The organism is Streptomyces sp. DI166 (assembly GCF_900091315.1).
In the GTDB taxonomy this organism is placed as follows: Bacteria; Actinomycetota; Actinomycetes; order Streptomycetales; family Streptomycetaceae; genus Streptomyces; species Streptomyces fuscus.
Window position 1 is genome coordinate 171,346 of the sequence record NZ_FLSP01000001.1, and the last position, 18,815, is coordinate 190,160.

General features: G+C 72.8%; 19 protein-coding genes. 11 read left to right on the forward strand and 8 right to left on the reverse strand.

Translation table 11 applies throughout. The features are described 5' to 3' along the window. Positions 1–5 precede the first annotated feature (5 nt). The 3 genes from pcaG to pcaD are packed head-to-tail and all read left to right on the forward strand — an operon-like array spanning position 6 to position 3,045. Positions 6–611, forward strand: coding sequence for a protocatechuate 3,4-dioxygenase subunit alpha (gene pcaG / locus GA0115233_RS00815; protein WP_093718041.1), 606 nt, complete (start codon positions 6–8; stop codon positions 609–611). Continuing rightward, positions 608–1,921 (forward strand): 3-carboxy-cis,cis-muconate cycloisomerase, encoded by a 1,314-nt coding sequence (gene pcaB / locus GA0115233_RS00820; protein ID WP_093718042.1) that lies wholly within the window; start codon positions 608–610, stop codon positions 1,919–1,921. Before pcaG ends, pcaB begins: the two co-directional genes overlap by 4 nt. Next, positions 1,918–3,045, forward strand: a complete 1,128-nt coding sequence (pcaD, locus tag GA0115233_RS00825) for a bifunctional 3-oxoadipate enol-lactonase/4-carboxymuconolactone decarboxylase PcaDC (RefSeq protein WP_093718043.1) — start codon at positions 1,918–1,920, stop codon at positions 3,043–3,045. Before pcaB ends, pcaD begins: the two co-directional genes overlap by 4 nt. A 16-nt stretch (positions 3,046–3,061) precedes the next feature. Here the strand turns inward: pcaD and GA0115233_RS00830 are convergent, their stop codons facing one another. Next, entirely contained in the window at positions 3,062–5,746 is a 2,685-nt protein-coding gene (locus GA0115233_RS00830; protein ID WP_093718044.1) for an ATP-binding protein, read from the reverse strand. 197 nt (positions 5,747–5,943) lie between these two features. On the opposite strand from GA0115233_RS00830, the gene GA0115233_RS00835 reads away from it, so the two are divergent. Continuing rightward, on the forward strand, positions 5,944–6,975 hold the full coding sequence (locus tag GA0115233_RS00835) for a DUF2510 domain-containing protein (RefSeq protein ID WP_093718045.1): 1,032 nt from the start codon (positions 5,944–5,946) through the stop codon (positions 6,973–6,975). Between the two features lie 145 nt (positions 6,976–7,120). Here the strand turns inward: GA0115233_RS00835 and GA0115233_RS00840 are convergent, their stop codons facing one another. Beyond that, positions 7,121–7,822, reverse strand: a complete 702-nt coding sequence (locus tag GA0115233_RS00840) for a TetR/AcrR family transcriptional regulator (protein ID WP_255310004.1) — start codon at positions 7,820–7,822, stop codon at positions 7,121–7,123. Between the two features lie 207 nt (positions 7,823–8,029). Between GA0115233_RS00840 and GA0115233_RS00845 the strand changes: the two genes are divergently transcribed. Both GA0115233_RS00845 and GA0115233_RS00850 read left to right on the forward strand, forming a co-directional pair. Next, positions 8,030–8,851, forward strand: a complete 822-nt coding sequence (locus GA0115233_RS00845; protein ID WP_093718046.1) for a phosphatase PAP2 family protein — start codon at positions 8,030–8,032, stop codon at positions 8,849–8,851. Continuing rightward, entirely contained in the window at positions 8,848–9,837 is a 990-nt protein-coding gene (locus tag GA0115233_RS00850; RefSeq protein ID WP_093718047.1) for a DMT family transporter, read from the forward strand. Before GA0115233_RS00845 ends, GA0115233_RS00850 begins: the two co-directional genes overlap by 4 nt. A gap of 4 nt (positions 9,838–9,841) precedes the next feature. Here the strand turns inward: GA0115233_RS00850 and GA0115233_RS00855 are convergent, their stop codons facing one another. Beyond that, positions 9,842–11,893 (reverse strand): phosphocholine-specific phospholipase C, encoded by a 2,052-nt coding sequence (locus tag GA0115233_RS00855; RefSeq protein WP_093718048.1) that lies wholly within the window; start codon positions 11,891–11,893, stop codon positions 9,842–9,844. A 192-nt stretch (positions 11,894–12,085) separates the two neighbouring features. Between GA0115233_RS00855 and GA0115233_RS00860 the strand changes: the two genes are divergently transcribed. Further along, a complete protein-coding gene (locus GA0115233_RS00860; RefSeq protein WP_093718049.1) occupies positions 12,086–12,625 on the forward strand; it encodes a GNAT family N-acetyltransferase in 540 nt (179 codons plus the stop codon). Positions 12,626–12,637: 12 nt separating this feature from the next. Here the strand turns inward: GA0115233_RS00860 and GA0115233_RS00865 are convergent, their stop codons facing one another. The 4 genes from GA0115233_RS00865 to GA0115233_RS00870 form a co-directional block, all read right to left on the reverse strand. Then, positions 12,638–13,522 (reverse strand): glutathione S-transferase C-terminal domain-containing protein, encoded by an 885-nt coding sequence (locus GA0115233_RS00865; RefSeq protein WP_093718050.1) that lies wholly within the window; start codon positions 13,520–13,522, stop codon positions 12,638–12,640. A gap of 114 nt (positions 13,523–13,636) precedes the next feature. After that, positions 13,637–13,777 (reverse strand): putative leader peptide, encoded by a 141-nt coding sequence (locus tag GA0115233_RS40810; protein WP_176711588.1) that lies wholly within the window; start codon positions 13,775–13,777, stop codon positions 13,637–13,639. A 101-nt stretch (positions 13,778–13,878) separates the two neighbouring features. Continuing rightward, complete coding sequence (locus tag GA0115233_RS40815) at positions 13,879–14,028, reverse strand: hypothetical protein (protein ID WP_176711589.1); 150 nt, start codon at positions 14,026–14,028, stop codon at positions 13,879–13,881. 26 nt (positions 14,029–14,054) lie between these two features. Continuing rightward, positions 14,055–15,443: an RNA-guided endonuclease InsQ/TnpB family protein gene (locus tag GA0115233_RS00870; protein ID WP_255310005.1), complete on the reverse strand. Its 1,389-nt coding sequence runs from the start codon at positions 15,441–15,443 to the stop codon at positions 14,055–14,057. Between the two features lie 3 nt (positions 15,444–15,446). Here GA0115233_RS00870 and GA0115233_RS00875 point away from each other — a divergent pair, with 3 nt between their 5' ends. The 4 genes from GA0115233_RS00875 (at position 15,447) to GA0115233_RS00890 (ending at position 17,936) form a co-directional block, all read left to right on the forward strand. Next, a complete protein-coding gene (locus GA0115233_RS00875) occupies positions 15,447–15,608 on the forward strand; it encodes a toxin-antitoxin system HicB family antitoxin (RefSeq protein WP_255310013.1) in 162 nt (53 codons plus the stop codon). A 183-nt stretch (positions 15,609–15,791) separates the two neighbouring features. Further along, positions 15,792–16,862 carry an aromatic ring-hydroxylating dioxygenase subunit alpha gene (locus GA0115233_RS00880; protein WP_176711590.1) on the forward strand — a complete coding sequence of 357 codons (1,071 nt, stop codon included), beginning with the start codon at positions 15,792–15,794 and terminating at the stop codon, positions 16,860–16,862. After that, positions 16,859–17,020 carry a hypothetical protein gene (locus tag GA0115233_RS40820; RefSeq protein WP_093718053.1) on the forward strand — a complete coding sequence of 54 codons (162 nt, stop codon included), beginning with the start codon at positions 16,859–16,861 and terminating at the stop codon, positions 17,018–17,020. Before GA0115233_RS00880 ends, GA0115233_RS40820 begins: the two co-directional genes overlap by 4 nt. After that, positions 17,013–17,936 carry a PDR/VanB family oxidoreductase gene (locus GA0115233_RS00890; RefSeq protein ID WP_093718054.1) on the forward strand — a complete coding sequence of 308 codons (924 nt, stop codon included), beginning with the start codon at positions 17,013–17,015 and terminating at the stop codon, positions 17,934–17,936. The genes GA0115233_RS40820 and GA0115233_RS00890 overlap by 8 nt, the downstream gene beginning before the upstream one ends. Here GA0115233_RS00890 and GA0115233_RS00895 read toward each other — a convergent pair. Further along, the gene (locus GA0115233_RS00895) at positions 17,887–18,702 is read right to left on the reverse strand and encodes an IclR family transcriptional regulator domain-containing protein (RefSeq protein WP_093718055.1); all 816 of its coding nucleotides are present in this window, start codon (positions 18,700–18,702) and stop codon (positions 17,887–17,889) included. The two genes, GA0115233_RS00890 and GA0115233_RS00895, sit on opposite strands and share 50 nt — an antisense overlap. Between the last annotated feature and the right edge of the window lie 113 nt (positions 18,703–18,815).

Sequence of the window (18,815 nt, forward strand, 5' to 3'; positions counted from 1 at the left end):
CAGACATGACGAGGATCGATCCCGACCGCCCGGAGACCGTCCGGCCCACGCCCTCGCAGACCGTCGGCCCCTTCTACGGCCACGCCCTCCCCTTCCCCGGCGGCGGCGACATCGCCCCGCTCGGCCACCCCGACACCGTCACCCTCCAGGGATACGTCCTGGACGGCGCGGGCGACCCGCTGCCGGACGCCCTGCTGGAACTGTGGGGCGCCGATCCCCAGGGCCGGGTGCCGCGGACCGACGGGGCGATGCGGCGCGACCCCGCCACCGGCGGCTTCCTCGGCCGCAACGGCGTGGAGTTCACCGGCTTCGGGCGCGTCCAGACGGACGCCAACGGGCACTGGTACGCACGGACCCTGCGGCCCGGGGCGCGCGGGCGGAGCGCGCCGTACCTGAGCGTGTGCGTGTTCGCGCGCGGACTGCTGCACCACCTCTACACCCGGATCTACCTCCCGGGCGACGAGGCGGCGCTGGCCGCGGACCCGCTGCTGTCCCGGGTGGATCCGGAGCGACGCGCCACGCTGATCGCGGTGGAGGAGCACCCGGCCGCCTACCGTTTCGACATCCGCCTTCAGGGCGAGGGCGAAACGGTCTTCCTGGAGTACCAGTGACTTCTGCCGATGCCGACAGCCTGCTCGGCCCCGGATGGGCGGACAGCGCCGCCGCGTCCGCCACCGGTGACACCGCCTTCCTCCAGGCACTGCTCGACGCCGAGGCCGCGCTGACCCGCGCCCAGGGCCCTGCCGAGGCAGGACGGGCGGTGACCGGGGCGGCCGACGCCGGCCGCTTCGACGTACCGTCGCTGGCGCAGCGGGCCCGTGCGGGCGGCAACCCCGTGATCCCGCTCGTCGAGGAGCTGACCGGGGCGGTGGGCGAGGAGTACGGCCCGTATGTGCACCGGGGCGCGACCAGCCAGGACGTCCTGGACACCGCGATGATGCTGGTCGCCCACCGCACCCTGGCCCCGCTCCTGGCCGACCTGGAGCGCACCGCGTCCGCGCTGGCCCGGCTGGCCGCCGAGCACCGGGACACCCCACTGCCCGGCCGCACCCTCACCCAGCACGCCGTACCGACGACGTTCGGACTGAAGGCGGCGGGCTGGCGCGCGCTGGTGCTGGACGCACGGGACCGGGTGACGGTCGTACGGGAGTCGCTGCCCGTCCAACTCGGGGGGGCTGCGGGGACGTTGGCGGCCTTCTCGGCGTACGGCGTCGAGGACGCGCCCGCGCTCGTGGCGGCGTACGCGCGGGAGGCCGGTCTCGCGGTGCCCGAGCTGCCGTGGCACACCCTGCGCACGCCGGTAGCGGATCTCGCCGGATGCCTGGCGTTCACCGCCGGGGCCCTGGGCAAGATCGCCGCCGATGTGCTGACCCTCTCCCGCACCGAGATCGCCGAGCTGGCGGAGGGCAGCGGCGGCGGTTCGTCGGCCATGCCGCACAAGGCCAACCCCGTACGGTCCACGCTGATCGCGGCCGCCGCCCGGCGGGCGCCACAGCTGGCCGCCACGCTGTACGGCTCGCTGGCGGCCGAGGACGAGCGCCCGGCGGGTGCCTGGCACGCCGAGTGGGAGCCACTGCGCGACCTGCTGCGGCTGGTGGGCGGGGCGGCCCGGGACGCGGCCGAACTCGCGGAAGGGCTGCGGGTGGACACGGACGCGATGCGCGAACACCTCGATCTCACCCACGGGTTGATCGTCTCCGAACGGCTCACCGCCGCCCTGACCCCGGCACTGGGCCGGGCCAGGGCCAAGGCCCTGCTCACGCACCTGGCCCGGCGCACGCGCACCGAAGGGCGGACGCTCGCCGAACTGCTCGCCGAGGAACCCGAGTTGAAGGATCTCGACCTCGCCGACCTCACCGATCCCGCCCGCTACACCGGCAGCGCCGCTGCCCTCACCGACCGCGCACTGGAGCGACGTTGACCGACCTTCTCCTCAACCACCGCGCCGAGGGCCCGGCTTCGGCCCCTCCCCTGCTGCTCGGTCCGTCGCTGGGCACCTCGTCCGCACTGTGGGACGCGGTCGCGCCCGAGCTGTCCGTGACGCACCGGGTGGTGCGCTGGGACCTGCCGGGGCACGGCGGCTCGGCCGCTGAGCTGATCCGGCCCGGGGCGACCGTCGGTGACCTGGCCGCGCTGGTGCTGCGGCTCGCCGACGCGCTCGGCCTGGAGCGGTTCGGGTACGCGGGGGTCTCCCTCGGCGGGGCCGTGGGTCTGCACCTGGCCGTGCACCATCCGGACCGGGTGGCGTCGCTCGCCGTGCTCTGCTCCTCCGCCCATTTCAACGGGGCGAAGCCGTGGCGGGAGCGGGCCGCGCTGGTGCGCGCGAAGGGGCTCGCGGAGCTGGCCGAGAACGCGAACTCCCGTTGGTTCACGCCCGGGTTCACCGTGCCGCGGCTCGTCCAGGATCTCCGCGAGGCCGATCCGGAGGCGTACGCGGCCTGCTGTGACGCGCTGGCCGCCTTCGACCTGCGCGACCGGCTCGCGGAGATCGCCGCGCCGACCCTGCTGATCGCGGGCCGGGAGGACCCGGCGACACCGCCGCCCCATCTGCGGGAGATCGCGGACGCGGTGCCGGGTGCCGCGCTGGTGGAGCTCCCCGGAGCCTCCCATCTGGCGGTCGCACAGTGCCCGGAGGCCGTACTGACGGCTCTGCGCGCCCACTTCGACGGTGCTGCCGCACGCGGCACGGCCGTGCGCCGGGAGGTGCTGGGCGACGTGCACGTGGACCGCGCCCAGGCCCGGCAGACGCCGTTCACCGCCCGCTTCCAGGACTTCATCTCCCGCTACGCCTGGGGCGAGATCTGGACCGACCCGACGCTCGGCCGCCGCGAGCGCAGCATGATCACGCTGACCGCGCTGGTCGCCCACGGCCACTACGACGAGCTGGCGATGCACGTGCGGGCGGCCCGGCGCAACGGGCTCACCCCGGAGGAGATCGGCGCGGTGCTGCTGCAGACGGCCGTCTACTGCGGGGTGCCCGCGGCGAACCGGGCCTTCGCCACCGCCCAACGGGTGCTGGCGGAGGAGGACCAGCAGGAGAACTGACCCTCCTCCGCCCCGGTCACTCCAGTGCCGCGCCCGCCGCCAGCTGCTCCTGCGCCTTGGCCACCAGACCGTCGGCGCCGCACATCCGGGCCAGGGTCAGACCCCGGTTGAGCTCGGCGGTGGAGCGGGCCGCGATGCCGTACTCGATCCGGGCGGCGGCGTGTTCGTACTGGCAGGGCGAGGCGTCCAGGAAGGTGACCGCCTGCGCGGCGAGCCGTACCGCGCGCTGGCCGGTCTCCAGGGCGGCGGCGCAGCGCAGGGCCTCGCCGATGGCGGTGTCGGTGCCGAAGCGCTCGGCGTACCGGCGGACGTCGGCGGCGAGCCGGGCGGCCCGTGCCGGGTCCTCGGTGGCGAGGGCGCGGGCGAGGTCGACGGCCCAGGGCACCAGGACGGGGTTGTGGTGACCGCGGGCCGTGGCCGCCTTCTCCGCCGCCTCCAGTTCGTTGATGCCGTCCTTGGTGCGGCCGATAGCCAGCAGCAGTCTGCCGCGCACCGAACGCGGGTCGGGCAGCACGATGGTGGACGGGTAGGGCGGGGCGAAGCCGTACTGCTCGGCCACTTCCCAGGCCCCCTCGACGTGGCCGCGGGCCAGCAGGGTGTCGACGAGGTTGCAGGTGGCGGACCAGTACAACGGCAGTCCGCGACCGACCCGTTCGGCGAGCCGCAGGGATTCGCGCAGCGACTTCTCCGCCTCCCGCAGACGGCCGCGCCTGCGGTGCCCGACACCGACGTAGGCGTGGGCCAGGGCGAGGTGGCCGCCGCTCCAGCCGGCCGACTCGTAGGCGCGCAGGGCCTCCGTGTACAGGGCCTCGGCGCGGTCGAGGCGGTCGATGAAGGCGTAGGAGTTGGCCAGCATCATCAGCAGCTCGATGCCCCACTCGGGGTCGGTCCAGCCGAGTCCGGGCGCCAGGCGGCCGTTGACGAGGGCGCGGTCGCACAGCTCGACGACCTCCTCGGCGTTCTCCCCGCGCACCATGGCGTCGAAGCCGCGCAGGATCAGCAGGGCGCGCTCGGAGTTGTCGCGTCCGGTGCAGGTGCGGGCGACCTCGACGAGCCGCTCGGAGCGCTCGGGCGTGGTGCCCTCGCCGGAGTGGATGCCCTCCCACATGAACTGCACGGCCTGCAGCCGCAGTCGGGCGGGACCGGACTCGTGCCGGGCCGCCTCCGCCTCGACCGTGCGGACGGCCTCGTCCATCTGGTTGTTGTGGACCAGGGCCTGGGAGAGCCGGAAGACGGCGTCCACCCGCTCGGGTCCGTCGAGTCCGGGCATGGCGAGGGCGTTGCGCAGATGGCCGATGGTGGTGGCCGGTGAGGTCAGCAGCGCGGCGCAGCCCAGTTCGTACAGGACGTGCGGGTGGACGTCGGGCCTGGGCGGTTCGCGCAGGGCGCGCTCCAGACAGCGGCGGGCCGCGTCGGGGGCGCCGACGGCCAGGTGTTCGCGGGCGGCTTCGCGCAGTTGGTCGACGAGGTCGGCGTCGTCGTCCGGGTGCACTTCCAGCAGATGGCGGGAGGCCGCGGCGGCGCCGCGTCCGGAGTCGGTGACCACACGGGCGGCGATGCCGTGCATGGCGGTGCACAGGGCGGGCGGGATGGAGTTGTAGACGGCGGTGGCGATCAGCGGGTGGACGAACTCCAGGTCGCCCTCGTCCCCCGGGGTCGCTGCCGGGTCGGGCACGGTGAGGATACGGGCGTTGCGCAGCAGGTCGGCGCAGCGGGCCGCGTCCTCGGGGCTCATGGTGGCGAGCCGGGCGACCTGGTCGACGGTGATCCCGGCGCCGAGGATGGCGGCCGCCCAGGCGAACCGCGTGGCCTCGATGCCGAGTCCCTCCAGGCGGGCGACGAGACCGCCGCCGCGGGCCGAGCGGTTCAGGGCGCGCAGTTCGGAGGCGGAGGACTCGACCGGGTCCATCTCGCTGTCCTGCACCTTGGCGAGCAGTTCGACGGTCTCGTACGGGTTGCCCGCGGTGACGGCCCAGACCTCGCGGCAGAACGCGGCGTCGGCGTGCGGTCCGAGGGTGGCGCGGGTGAGGCTGGCGGTGGCGTCCGGGGTCAGCGCGCTCAGGCTGGCGACGGGGCGGCTGGCCGCCGCGGAGACCGCGTCGAGGTGGCGGGCGCTCTCCCCGCGTACGTCGCCCGGCCTGCGGGCCACCACGACCAGTACGGACAGGTCGTCGAGGCGTTCGGCGAAGGCGGCGAGCCAGCGCAGGGTCTCCTGGTCGGCCCAGTGGGCGTCGTCGATGAGCAGCACCAGCGGCCACTCACGGCGGGCGAGCCGTCGTACGGCGGCGACCAGGCCGTCGCACACGCCCTGCGGGTCGGGGCGGCGTTCGCCCGGGTCCGTTATGCCGAGGGCGGGGCCGGCGATGTCGTACCAGTCGCCGAGGTACTCGCGGGCCTCCTCGGGGTGCAGGGAGACCAGGCCGGGCTGGAGTAACTGGCGCACCACGTGGAAGGGGACGGACCTGAGGTTCTCGCCGCCGCGCGCCGACCACACCTGACAGTTCCGGGCCTCGGCGATCTTGCGGGTCTCGGCCAGCAGCGCGGTCTTGCCGAGGCCCGCCTCGCCCCGGATCACCAACAGGCTTCCCGCGGAGGACCGGTCGGCGGTCAGGGTCTCCACCGCCCCCTTGACGGCGGCGAGTTCGGCTTCCCGCTCCCACAGGGGAGCCGGGGTGGCCGCCGTGGGCCCTTCCTCCGTCATCCCGCTACCTCCCCAAGTCGCCCGAACGACGTACAGGACTTGAGCGTAGTCCTCTGACGAGCCGGTTGGCGGGCGGTCCGGGCAGCTTTGCCGTCACGGGTGACACGGAGGTCGGGAAGATGACAGACGCGGTCCGGAGAGGAAACGTTACCGGGGCCTCTCATACGGATCTCACGGTCACCTCATACCGTTGGGGCATGACGCAGGTGACTCCTCCCGGGTGGTACCCCGATCCGGGCCAGACAAGTGACGCTCCCGCCACCGAGCGCTGGTGGGACGGCAGTGCGTGGACGCAGCAGACCCGTCCCGCTGGATCGGCCGCCGCCTGGGGGCAGCCGCCGGCCGCGGGGGCGCTCACCGCCGGGGCGCCGACCGTCGGGGCGCCGACCGCGTACCCGGGCTTCGGGCCTGCCCCGGCGTACCCGGCGTACCCGGCCGTGCCGCCACCGCGGCGGCGCGGGCTGCGTACGGGCATCGCCGTGGCCGTGGCGGCAGCCGTGCTCGCCAGCATCGGGGTGGGCGTGTACGTCCTCACCGACGACGGGGGTTCGGACAATACGTCCGCCGACTCCCGGCAGCAGCCGCGCGACGACGACCGGCCGGAGGGCGGGGGCGGCGGTGAGGACGATCCCCGCGGCGACGACGGAGGCGACCGCGAGCGGTCCCCGTCCCCGTCGCCGGAGGGGTCCGAGGCGCCGCGGATCGAGAGCGGCTCGGTGACCGACCCGGTCAACGGGATCAGCCTGCCCATTCCGGACGGCTGGCACGGCCAGGCGTACGCCGCGGGCGCGTCGGTGACCTCGAACGACACGTACGAGTGCCCCGAGCCCGCCTCCTCGGCCTGCGTCAAGGGCGGCGCCTACTCGACCTCCGCCGGTCTGCTGGGCAGCCAGGGCAGGACCGCCGAGGCCATCGCCAAGGCGGACATCGAGAAGAACGCCGAGCAGTCCTACAGCGAGGGCTACGGCGGGATCACCTCCCACAAGGTGCTGGCCTCCGAGGCGGTCACGGTGGCCGGGGAGAAGGGCTACCGGATCCGCTGGAAGGCGGTCACCAAGAAGGGCACCGACGGGTACGTCGAGTCCCTGGTCTTCCCCTCCCCCTCGGCGTCCGGGCAGTTCGTGGTGGTCCGGTTCGGGGTCGACGTCGGCGAGAAGCAGTCCGTCATCGACGAGATCACCAAGGGCATCAAGCCGGCGTCCGGCGGCGGCAGCGGCCAGGAGGTCTGAGGGCTCCGACAGATCGACGGCCGGGCAGGGCCCCTCTCCGCTCAGCGAGGGACCCCACCCGGCCGGGGGGTGCGCGCCGCCCCCGTCCCCACGGTGCGGCGCGAACAGGCCACCGTCCAGTCATCCCGTGGACGGCGGCCTGGGCTCAGTGTTTCTCGGGGCCGGGGACCTGATCCGGATGGTTTTCGGACATTTTCTGCGAGCCGGGCTCTGTCGCGGCCGTGCCCGGCCCTTCCGCCAGCCCCAGCGTGGGCAGTACGGCGGCCTCCACGAACCGCACCAGGTAGTCCGGGTCGGCGAACTCGCCCTCCAGGACCGGCCGGGCGCGCAGTACGCCGAAGATCTGTGCCGCGATGTACGGCAGTGCCGGGTGGTCGGCGGCGACCTCGCCGCGGTCGACCCCGCGCTGGATGATCTTCCGCAGCGCGGCCAGCTCGGGCTCCACGAGCGTCTCGCGCAGCGCCTGCTGGAGCTCGCGGTCCTGGGTGACCGCGTGCCCGAAGGCCTGGAGCAGGATCGTGGTGTCGCCGGACAGGTCGCCCGCGGCCCGGCCCGCCTCGCGCAGGTCCCCCGCGAGGCTTCCGGTGTCGATGCCGGCGAACCGCGGACAGCGGCTGGCGCGCAGGGCCGCCGCGACGAACTGCGGTTTGGTCTTCCACTGCCGGTAGAGCGTGGACTTGCTGCACCGCGTGCTCGCGGCGATGCCCTCCATCGTCACGGCGTCGTACCCGCACTGACGGATCTGGTCGAGGACGGCGTCGAAGAACTCCTGCTCACGCTCGGGCGTGATCTTGGAGCGGCGCGAGGCGGTGACCGTCTCCGGTCCGTCCACGGCCTGCGACGTCATCGGCTCTTCCTTTCGCTCGGCTGCTTCCAGTGTGGCCTATGTCTATCGGTACGCCAGTGTACCGGTACCCGACCGTATCGGTACACTGCCGTATCGGTACAGTGGCGTATCGGTACTCGCCCGTATCGATGAGTTCGGCGCCTTCGCGGAGTCACAGCTCCGCGGGCCGCCGCCCGCACCACCCACCGTCAGCGAAGGGGCCGGGGGATGAATGCCCGCACCGAGCCTGCACCGACCGAGTCGGCCGTCGTAGCGCGTCCGCCGCTCGTCCGTGAGCTCCTGCTCGTCGCAGGGCTCTTCCTGGTCTACAAGCTGGGCCGGCAGCTGGCCGTCGGGGACACCGGCGAGGCGTTCCGCAACGCCGACCGGGTGTGGGACCTCCAGCGGGCGGTCCGGCTGCCCGACGAGGTCTCGGTGCAGTCGCTGCTGCTGCACGGCGAAACCCTGGTCCAGGCCGCGAACACCTACTACGCGACCGTGCACTTCCCGGCCACCGCGGCCTTCCTGGTCTGGCTCTACCTGCGGCGCCCCGCGCACTACGTGTGGGCCCGCCGGGTGCTCGCCACGGTCACCGCGGTCGCCCTCGTGGGCCACTTGCTCTTCCCGCTGGCCCCGCCCCGGATGCTCACCGCGAGCGGGCTGATCGACACCGCCCGGGTGTTCGGGCCGTCCGTGTACGGCCCGCCCGCCGGCGACCAGCTGTCGAACCAGTTCGCCGCGATGCCCTCCCTGCACTTCGGCTGGGCCCTGATGGTCGCGATCGGCCTGATCGTCACCACCCGGTCCCGCCTGCGCTGGCTGTGGCTGGCCCACCCCATCGTCACCCTGCTGGTGATCGTGGGGACCGCCAACCACTACTGGCTCGACGCGATCGTGGCGGCCGTACTGCTCGGCCTCGCGCTCGCCGTGATCCGCCCGCCGCACCGCACCGGCACCACCGGGGGACGCGGCACCGAACCCGCCGAACCGGCGGACGCCCAGGCCGACGAAAACGTCGCCGAACCGACTCTCGTGGGAGCGGGCCGATGAACGCCACCCTGTTCGCGGTAGTGCTGTCCCTGTTCTCCGCCGTCGCCTACGCGACCGCCGCCGTCGCCCAGGAGCGGCTCGCCTCGCGCACTCCCGGCGCCGGAGTCCTGCGGATGCTGGGCTCGGGCGCCTGGTGGTCGACCGTCGGCCTGAACGCCACCGGCGCGCTGCTGCACGTCGTGGCCCTGAAGTACGGGCCGCTCACCGTGGTCCAGCCGCTCGGCGCGCTGACCCTGGTCGCGGCCGTGCCGCTGGGCGCGCGGGTCGCCGGGCGCCGGGTCACCGGCACCGAGTGGCGGGGCACCGCCCTCACCCTGCTCGGTCTCGCGGCGATCCTCGTCACCGCGTCCGGGCACGCCCCCGACGACGTGCTGAGCGTGTCCGAGGCGATCGCGGTCGCCGGGATCACCTCGGTGCTGATCGCGGCCCTGGGGCGGCCGGGCAAGCGGCGGGGCCTGCGGCACGCGACGGCGTCCGGGATGGCCTCCGGGGTGGCCTCGGCGCTCACCCAGACCGTGACCGTGGCCGCCACGGACCGCTCCGGATCGCTGCTGAGCATGCAGGTGATCGGGGTCGCCCTGGTCGTGGCGGTGTTCGCGGCGGGCGGTCTGCTGCTGTCGCAGTCGGCCTACCGCGACGGCCTGGACGCCCCGCTCGCGCTGGTCACCCTGGCCAACCCGGTGGCCGCCGCGGTCATCGGCCTCGCCCTGCTGGGCGAGCGGATCCAGGGCGGCCCCGCCGGAGTGCTGCTCGCCCTGGCGGGCGCCTGCCTCGCCGCCCGCGGCGTGGTCCTGCTCACCCGGGTCACCGAGCCGGAGGAGCACCGGGTCACCGAGCCGGAGGAGGAGCACCCGGTCGCCGCGGTACTGGCCCTGGAGCCGGGCACCGCGTCCCCGGAACCGGCGCTGCGGCTCCAGCCCGCGACGCCCCTGGACCTCGGCCTGATGCCCCGGCAGCCGGAACCGGGGCACCTCACGGCGCTCTGAGCCGCTACTCGACGAGCATCGCCGGGTCGCTCACCCCGGGACGGCCGTTCTCCACGTGCCCCGCGAACCGGCGCAGGAACACCGGGTCGGTGTCCGAGGTGACGGTCAGGTCGTACCAGCGCCGGCTCGCCTTCAGGCAGACGGTGTGCCGGACGGTGGCGCCCGGCCGGACGGTGAAGGCGCGGTCCCGTCCCCCGTACGCGTTGCCGACCTTGAGCCGGACAGCCTCGGTGCCCTTGTTGGTGAAGGTCAGCCGTACGTCGTCACCGGCGTGCCGGGCTCCGACCTCCGGGCCCGGGGTGTCGTTGCGGCCCTTGAAGACGCGCAGGAAGCCGTTGGGGCCGTGCACGACCAGGTCGTACGAGCCGTGGGACCACACCGAGTTCCAGGTGTCGGCGAGGCTCTTGCCGGCCTCGGTGGTGTACGTCCAGGGCCCGTCGCCGCGGTTGCCCGAGGTCACCAGGAAGGCGGCGCCCGCCTCGGCCCCCGAGGCGAAGGCGAGCGTGAAGGTACCGGCCGCCGCGTCCACCGAGCCGTCCACGTACGGGGCGTACTTCAGGGGGCGGGCGGGGCGCAGTCCGCGTTCCTGGCGGGGCATGTCGGGGTCGGCCGGAGGTGTCGGCCGGTAGTCGGGGTGCCGTTCGCGGTCCGGCGGCTCGTAGGCGTCCGTGCCCGGCAGGGCGGCCGGGCGGCTGTCCCGCCGGGAGAAGTCGAAGGCGGAGGTGAGGTCGCCGCAGACGGTCCGGCGCCAGGGGGAGATCTGGGGCTCGCGCACCCCGAAACGGCGCTCCATGAAGCGCAGGATCGAGGTGTGGTCGAGGGTCTCGGAGCAGACGTACCCGCCCTTGCTCCAGGGCGAGACCACCAGCATGGGCACCCGCGGCCCGAGTCCGTAGGGCCCGGCGGGCCTGCGGATGTCACCCGGGTACAGGTCCAGTGAGACATCGACGGTGGACTTCCCCTGGGAGGCGTCCTTCGGCGGGAGCGGCGGCACGAGGTGGTCGAAGAAGCCGTCGTTCTCGTCGTACGTGAGGAACAGGGCCGTCCTCGACCAGACCTCCGGGTTGGCGGTGAGCGCGTCGAGGACCTGGGCGATGTACCAGGCGCCGTAGTTGGAGGGCCAGTTGGAGTGCTCGGAGAAGGCCTCGGGGGCGGCGATCCAGGAGACCTGGGGCAGGGTCCCCGCCCTGACGTCGGCTGCGAGCCGGTCGAACCAGCGGTCCCCGTTCCTCACATCGGTACCGGTACGGGCCTTGTCGAACCAGGGTTCGCCGGGCCGGGCCTCCCGGTACTTGGTGAAGTACAGCAGGGAGTTGTCGCCGTAGTTGCCGCGGTAGGCGTCGCCGATCCACCCCCACGACCCCGCCGCGTCGAGTCCGTCCCCGATGTCCTGGTAGATCCGCCAGGAGACCCCGGCCGCCTCCAGCCGCTCGGGGTAGGTGGTCCAGCCGTAGCCCAGCTCCTCGTTGCCGAGGACCGGGCCGCCGCCGGTGCCGTCGTTGCCGGTGCAGCCCGTCCACAGGTAGTAGCGGTTCGGGTCGGTGGAGCCGATGAACGAGCAGTGGTAGGCGTCGCAGACGGTGAAGGCGTCGGCGAGGGCGTAGTGGAACGGGATGTCCTCACGGGTGAGATACGCCATCGTCGTGGTGCCCTTGGCGGGGATCCACCGGTCGTACTTCCCACCGTGGTACGCCTGTTGACCGTCGGTCCACCCGTGCGGCAGCCCCTCCAGGAACTGCATGCCGAGATCGTCCGCGGTCGGGTGGAAGGGGAGCACGTCCTTGGCGCCGTCGGACTGGTGCCACACCGACTTCCCGCTGTCGAGGGTGACCGGATGCGGGTCGCCGAAACCGCGGACGCCCCGCAGCGTGCCGAAGTAGTGGTCGAACGAACGGTTCTCCTGCATCAGGACGACGATGTGCTCGACGTCCTCGATGGAACCGGTGCGATGGTGCGCCGGGATGGCGGCGGCCCGCTGGATGCTGCCGGACAGCGCCGAGAACGCGGCGGTGGCGCCGGTGAGCTGGAGAAAACGGCGCCGGTTGACGTCGGCCATGGATGAGTGACCTCTCGTGCTGGGTGGGGGTACCGGACGGGGTCATGACGAATTGCGCGCGAAAGGAGTGTTCCAGGAGCACGAAACGCCAGGGAAGGGGGCGGTGGCGGGGGTGTGAAGGTTGGGGGTACCCGGGCGGAGGCGAGCGCCCTACGACGGCTCCCCTGATTCGAGGTGTGTGAACATGAATGCATGCCGAACACCGAGGTGCCGCGCCGGGATCGGGTCGAGGGAGGCTCCGTGCGGATCGTGCCGATGACCGAGGAGCACGCCCGACAGGTGCTGGAGATCTACCGGCTGGGGATCGAGGAGGGCGACGCCACCTTCGAGACCGAGCCGCCGGACTGGGTCGCCTTCGACAAGGCCAAGTTGCCCGAACAGCGGTTCGTCGCGCTGGACGAGGGTGACGGACGGGTGCTCGGGTGGGTGGCCGCCAGTGCCGTTTCCGACCGGTGCGCCTACGCCGGGGTCGTCGAGCACTCCGTGTACGTCCGTCCCGACGCCCGGGGGCGCGGTGTCGCGCGGCGGTTGCTGGACGCGCTGATCGAGTCGACGGAGGCGGCGGGGATCTGGACCGTCCAGTCCGGCATCTTCCCAGAGAACACCGCCAGTCTGGCGCTCCACGAGCGGGCCGGGTTCCGGGTCATCGGCACCAGGGAACGCATCGGCCGCCACCACGGGCGCTGGCGCGACGTCCTGCTCGTCGAACGTCGCAGCCCTCGCGTCGACTGAACGGCGGTCCCGTCAGACGGGCCGGTGCGCCACCGGTTCCGGGGAACCGTGGCGTGCGTACGCCTCCCAGTCCACGATCCGCACCGCCGCGCCCGCCGCCTCCTCGCCCCGGCAGTGGGCGTGGTGCCTGCGGGTGATGCCGTCCAGGTCGAGGTGGGGACCGAAGGCGGGATGGGCCGCCAGCCGTCGGGCGTAGGCCCAGACGCGGGAGTGCTCGGTGACGCGCTGCACCGCGGCGGCGTCCAGGTAGTGGCGGTGGACCAGGTCCAGTTGGACCAGGGTGACCCACAACTGGACGTCGGCGAGGGTGAGTTCAGCGCCGAGGACGTACGCGTGGGAGGCCAGGCGCCAGTCCAGTACGTCCAGGGTGCGCAGCAGGGTGGCCAGGCCGCTGGTGCGGTCCGCGGGGTCGCCGTCGGAGCGCCCGGCGCGCTGGGCGGCCGAGACGATGCCCCGTTCGCAGAGTCGGGACACGGTCTCGACGGCCTGCTCGGTACCGCGCGGGCACAGGTCGGGGCCGTCGCCGCCGAAGCGCCGGGCGAGGTCGCGCAGGATGTCGGGGGTGTGCGTACTGACGACGGTGCCGGTCCAGTCGTCGCTGAGGACCGGCGCCGCGGCCGGTCCGCGGTGCTGGTGCGCGCCGGCCTCGTAGAGCGGGCGCAGGGCGAGGTGGCCGCCGTCCGGGCCGTCGGGCAGGGCGGGCAGCAGGGTCACGGGGAGGGTGTCGTCGAGGCCGAGCAGGCGGTGCGTGATCGCGATCTGCAGGCAGTTCGGACAGGACGGCGCGAGGTGGAGCCGGTAGCGGTGCGGGGCGGCGTAGTAGCCGCTGCGGGCGTCACAGCCGATGCGGCTGCGGAAACGGGGAACGGGGGCGGCGGTCGGGGATGCGGCGGACATACGTCTCCCTGGGTGCTGGTCGCGGGCATACGGGCGCGGGTATGCGGACAGGGGGCGGGGACGGCACGCGGCGGCTTCGGCACGGCCGGTACGGGGGTGCGGGCGCGGGTGGGCTCAGAGGCCGCGGTACCGGGGGAAGCCCGCCGCGCTGCACACGCGCAGCAGGTCGATGTGACGGCGGGACGTGAGCAGGGGCAGCGGGCACGCCGCGATACGGACGGCTGGCCGACCGGGGTCCAGCACAGAACGGTCCATCTTTCCCTACCAATTCACTATGATTCCCGTACTGGAGTGTCGGCCCACACCCCGGCGCCGTCAAGGGGGCGTGCCGACACAACCTCGGTGACTGGCAGGGGTCAGGGCTTCAGGCGACCGCTCGCGAAAAGGACCGCCGACCAGGTGGTGAGGGCTGCCGCGAGGCCCCAGACCACGGCGAGCGCCCAGAGCGCGCCGACGTCACCCTGGCCGAGGAAGCCGATGCGCTCCACCTGGACCATCCAGAACACGGGGTTCAGTTGACATCCTCCCCCTCTTAAAAGACGGGGATTCCAACCCATTCAGGCTGAGGTTCACGGACGCTCGACCGCTTGTTCGGCGGTGTCGTCCCTCCGGCACCGGCTGATCGCCGGGGGCGGGGAATCCCGCCCTGTCCTGCCGCGACGTTGATAGCTGCGTTCTCATCCGCGTTGCAGGTGAACCCGCAGGACACGCAGACGAAGTCAGCTTGGCTCTTGCGTGACTTCTTCTCAATCCAACCGCAGGCGCTGCATCGCAGGGAGGTGTACGGGGCCGGGACGTCTTCGACCCTGCCCGGGGCCTTGTGTTCGGTGCGCTGCCGCAGCAGCCCCCAGCCTTGAGCGAGGATGCTGCGGTTGAGCCCGGACTTGGCGCGGACGTTCCGTCCGGGCGCGTCGACTGTGCCTTTCGCGGAGCGGGTCATGGTCCGGATGTTCAGCTTCTCGAACCGCACCAGATCGTAGGTGCGGGCGAGCATGGTCGAGGTCTTCTCGGCCCAGTCCTTACGCCGGTTCGCCTCGCGTGCTTTGAGCTTGGCGACCTTGGCGCACTCGGCGGTCTTGAGGTCGCTGCCCTTGGGTGCGCGGGCGGCGCGCCGCTGGTGCTTGCGGACCTGTGCGCGTTCCTTGGCGGTGAGCTGAGGGCAGTTCAGGCGTCGGCCGTCCGACAGGGCTGCGGTGATTTTCACACCCCGGTCGATACCGATGACCTCGCCGGTGCCGGGTGCTTCGATCGGTTCCGGGACGACGGCGAACGCTGCGTGCCATTGGCCGTTCTTGTACGTGACGCGGAACGACTTCGCGGACGGCAGTACGGCGCCCTTGCCGCCGGGGCTGAGGCGGATGCGGACCCATCCACATCCGGGCACCTTGACCTGAGCCCACCGTCGGTTGAGTTTCTGCACGGTCACGGCGCGGCCCATGACTTGCTTGCCGGTCTTGACGTTCAGCTTCGGCGTGCCGTCCTCGTTGCACTCAGGCACGCGGTCGTCGCCGATGACGCGGAACCCTTCGTGCCGGTGCTTCTTCCGCCAGGTCGGCTCGCCGAACCCGGAGGTGAAGCGGGCGTTCTTGGCCTTGGCGAAGTCCTTCAGCGCCTGGGCCTGGACGGTCTGGTTCCCGGCTCGGAGCCAGTCGGAGGCGGCGCGGGCTTCGGTGAGCTGGCGGCACTGCTCCGCGAACGACGGCGCGGCTTTGCGGCCCGGCTGCCAGTGCGCGTGCTGCTCGACGGCGAGATTCCAGACGTACCGAGCGTGCGCGCAGTGCAGCAGCATCTGCTCTGCCTGCGCGGGCGTCGGGTACATCCGGAAACGACTCATGGTCCCATAATAGCTCCATTCTGAGACCGGTGCCAGAATGGTCCTATGACCAAGCACGTGAACCTGCGCCTCCCGGACGACGTACACGCGATGGCCATCGCCGCTGCTGCCGCTGACGACCGCTCCCTGAACTCATGGCTGGTCTCCGTAGTGCGCCGTGCTGCTGAGTCCCCCGGTACGCCGGATCGACCCGGCGGCGATCCGGCTACTCCTGCCCCGCTACGCGGGGGCGGGCATTCCCCCCGGCCCTAAAGGACCGGGCACCCTGCCCGGCAAGATCGGTGGGACCGGAATGCGCCTTGGGGTGTGGAGCGCTGCTCCCGGTGGCTTCCGCCGGGTGGAAGTCGTCTTGCGCAGGCACCGTGCCCGTCAGGACCCTGGTTGCGACCACGGTGCGCGGGGCGGTGCCGCCCCGCCGACAGGGACGGGACCGCCATGCCGCACATGACCGCGTTCGCCAGGAACCAGTGGTACGTCGCCGCCTACAGCCACGAGGTGGGGCGGGAGTTGCTCGGGCGAACCGTGCTCGGGGAGCCGCTCGTGCTCTACCGGTCGCAGGAGGACGGGACGCCGGTCGCGCTCAACGGCCGTTGTGTGCACCGGCGTTACCCGCTCTCCGAGCCGCCCACCCGGCTCGACGGCGACCGGATCGTGTGCGGGTACCACGGGTTCACGTACGACACGACCGGCGCGTGCGTGTACGTGCCGGGGCAGAAGCGCGTACCCCGCACCGCCCGGATCGCCTCCTACCCCGTGGTCGAGCAGGACTCGCTGGTGTGGGTGTGGATCGGCGACCCCGCCCTCGCCAATCCGTCGGGCATCCCCCGGGCCCGGCACCTGGACTCCCCCGGCTGGGTCACCGTGCGCGGCATGGAGCCGATCGACTGCGACTACGGGCTCCTCGTCGACAACCTGCTGGACCTGTCGCACGAGACGTACCTGCACGGCGGGTACATCGGCACGCCCGAGGTCGCCGAGACGCCGATCACCACGGAGGTCGACGAGGGCGCCGGGATCGTACGGGTGAGCCGGCACATGGACGACGCCGAGTGCCCGCCCTTCTACGCGAGGTCGACCGGGATCGAGGGGCGGATCACTCGCTGGCAGGACATCGAGTACTTCGCGCCCTGTCTGTACCTGCTGCACAGCAGGGTCGCGCCGGTGGGCGTGGTCCCGGAACCGGACGGCAGCGACCCGGGCGGCTTCCACACGGAGGTGACGTACGCGATCACGCCCTCTGCCGACGGCAGGGTGTACGACTTCTGGGCGGTCTCCCGGGACTGGGCGACCGACGAAGCGGAGGTCAGCGAGTTCCTGCGGAGCAACAACCACACGGTGGTGATGCAGGACGTGGACGCGCTCAATCTGCTCCAGCGCACCCTCGGCACCGAGCGCCACGGCTACCAGGAGCTGAGCATCAACATCGACACCGGCGGTCTGGCCGCCCGCAGGATCCTCGCCCGGCTGGCGGAGGAGGGCGACAAGCCGGTGGAGCGGGCCCGGTGACCGCGCCGGCCGGCAAGATCTACCGCGTCGACTGGGTGCCGGGCACCGACCTGCTGCACGGCACCTGTCACTGCGGCGCCGAGCACACCGCCGAGGATCCGGTCGCGATGTGGGAGTGGATGCTCGGACATCCCGAGGGGCACCAGGGCGTTGAGTGAACTCGTCGTGCGGGAGCGCCGGTTGATCGCCGACGACGTTCTCGCGCTCACCCTCGCCGACCCGCTCGGCGCGCCCCTGCCCGTCTGGGCGCCCGGCGCCCACATCGACCTGCTCCTCGCGCCGGGCCTGGAGCGCCAGTACTCCCTGTGCGGCGACCCGGCCGACCGCACCTCCTGGCGGATCGCGGTGCTGCGGGAGGAGCACGGGCGGGGCGGATCGGCGTATGCGCACGAGCGGTTGGGGCTCGGCGACAAGGTCCGCTTCCGCGGCCCCCGCAACCACTTCGCCCTGCGCACCGCGCCCCGCTACCGGTTCGTGGCGGGCGGTATCGGCATCACCCCGATCCTGCCCATGCTGGCCGCGGCGGAGGCGGCGGGCGCCGAGTGGAGTCTGCTGTACGGGGGCCGCAGCCGCTCGTCGATGGCGTTCGCCGGGGAACTCGCCCGCTACGGCGACCGCGTGACCCTCGCTCCCGAGGACGAGACCGGGCTGCTGGACCTGCCCCCGGTGCTGGACCACCTCCCCGACGGCACCCTGGTGTACTGCTGCGGTCCCGGGCCGCTGCTGGACGCGGTGGCGGCCCGCTGCCCGGCCGGCCGCCTCCACGTCGAGCGGTTCCGCCCCAAAGAGCAACTGGGCCACGAGGAAGGTGAGTTCGAGGTCGTCCTCGCCCGCAGCGGGCGCCGTCTCACCGTGCCGCCCGGGGTCTCCGTGCTCGACGCCGTGCGCGCCGCCGGGGTCGAGGTGCTGTACTCCTGTACCGAGGGCACCTGCGGCACCTGTGAGACGGAGGTCGTCGAGGGCACCCCCGACCATCGCGACTCGCTGCTGACGGAGGACGAGCGCGCGGCCGGGGAGACCATGCTCATCTGTGTGTCCCGGTGCCGGGGGAAGCGGCTCGTGCTGGACCTGTGATCCTCAGGTCGGCCTCGATCCGGGCGACCGTCTCCAGCAGCGGCGGCAGCAGGTCGCGGCGGACGGACTCCAGGGAGTTGCGGCCCGCGTGCACCGCGATGTTCACGGCCGCCGTCACCTCCCCGGCCCGGTCCCGCACCGGGGCGGCCACCGAGCGCAGCCCCAGCTCCAGTTCCTGGTCGACGATCGCGTACCCCTGGCGGCGCACCCGGCGCAGCTCGGCCCACAGGGCGTCCGGCGTGGTGAGCGTGCGCGGGGTCAGCGGGGTCAGGTCGGCCCGCGCGAGCCGGGTGTCGATCTCCCCGTCCGTCAGGTGCGCGAGGATCACCCGGCCCACCGAGGTGACATGGGCCGGGAAGCGGGTGCCCACGGTGATGGACGCGGTCATGATGCGGCTGGTCGGCACCCGGGCCACGTACACGATGTCGTCGCCGTCCAGGACGCACAGCGAGGACGACTCCCTTATGCGGGCGACCAGTTGCTCCAGATGCGGCTCGGCCAGCTCGGGCAGGGTGAAGCTGGAGAGGTAGGAGTAGCCGAGTTCCAGCACGCGCGGGGTGAGCCGGAAGCGGCGGCCGTCCTGGTGGACGTAGCCCAGGTCGGCCAGGGTGAGCAGCAGTCGGCGGGCGGCGGCCCGGGTGAGCCCGCAGTCACGGGCGACCTCGGAGAGCGTACGGGCGGGGTGCTCGGCGTCGAAGGAACGGACGACGGCGAGGCCGTGTGCGAAGGAGTTCACGAAGTGTCGTCCACGGTCCGGCTCGGACATCGTCGCCTCCTGGGATGTCAACAATTATGTCAGCCACCAAGGTTGACCCGATCGGTACGGGACCCCTACCTTCCCGCTGTACACGCTTGAGCACTACTGTGCGGTCTGCGCAC

Bases quoted from the DNA above. Each gene is read 5' to 3' on its own strand.
- GA0115233_RS00840 (WP_255310004.1), bottom strand. From the start codon at position 7,822: ATGACGTCGCAGGCCGTGGACGGACCGGAGACGGTCACCGCCTCGCGC.
- GA0115233_RS00860 (WP_093718049.1), top strand. From the start codon at position 12,086: ATGCCGAACACCGAGGTGCCGCGCCGGGATCGGGTCGAGGGAGGCTCC.
- GA0115233_RS00830 (WP_093718044.1), bottom strand. From the start codon at position 5,746: ATGACGGAGGAAGGGCCCACGGCGGCCACCCCGGCTCCCCTGTGGGAG.
- GA0115233_RS00845 (WP_093718046.1), top strand. From the start codon at position 8,030: ATGAATGCCCGCACCGAGCCTGCACCGACCGAGTCGGCCGTCGTAGCG.
- GA0115233_RS00895 (WP_093718055.1), bottom strand. From the start codon at position 18,702: ATGTCCGAGCCGGACCGTGGACGACACTTCGTGAACTCCTTCGCACAC.
- GA0115233_RS00850 (WP_093718047.1), top strand. From the start codon at position 8,848: ATGAACGCCACCCTGTTCGCGGTAGTGCTGTCCCTGTTCTCCGCCGTC.
- GA0115233_RS00835 (WP_093718045.1), top strand. From the start codon at position 5,944: ATGACGCAGGTGACTCCTCCCGGGTGGTACCCCGATCCGGGCCAGACA.
- GA0115233_RS00865 (WP_093718050.1), bottom strand. From the start codon at position 13,522: ATGTCCGCCGCATCCCCGACCGCCGCCCCCGTTCCCCGTTTCCGCAGC.
- GA0115233_RS00880 (WP_176711590.1), top strand. From the start codon at position 15,792: ATGCCGCACATGACCGCGTTCGCCAGGAACCAGTGGTACGTCGCCGCC.
- GA0115233_RS40810 (WP_176711588.1), bottom strand. From the start codon at position 13,777: ATGGACCGTTCTGTGCTGGACCCCGGTCGGCCAGCCGTCCGTATCGCG.
- GA0115233_RS00855 (WP_093718048.1), bottom strand. From the start codon at position 11,893: ATGGCCGACGTCAACCGGCGCCGTTTTCTCCAGCTCACCGGCGCCACC.
- GA0115233_RS00875 (WP_255310013.1), top strand. From the start codon at position 15,447: ATGGCCATCGCCGCTGCTGCCGCTGACGACCGCTCCCTGAACTCATGG.
- pcaG (WP_093718041.1), top strand. From the start codon at position 6: ATGACGAGGATCGATCCCGACCGCCCGGAGACCGTCCGGCCCACGCCC.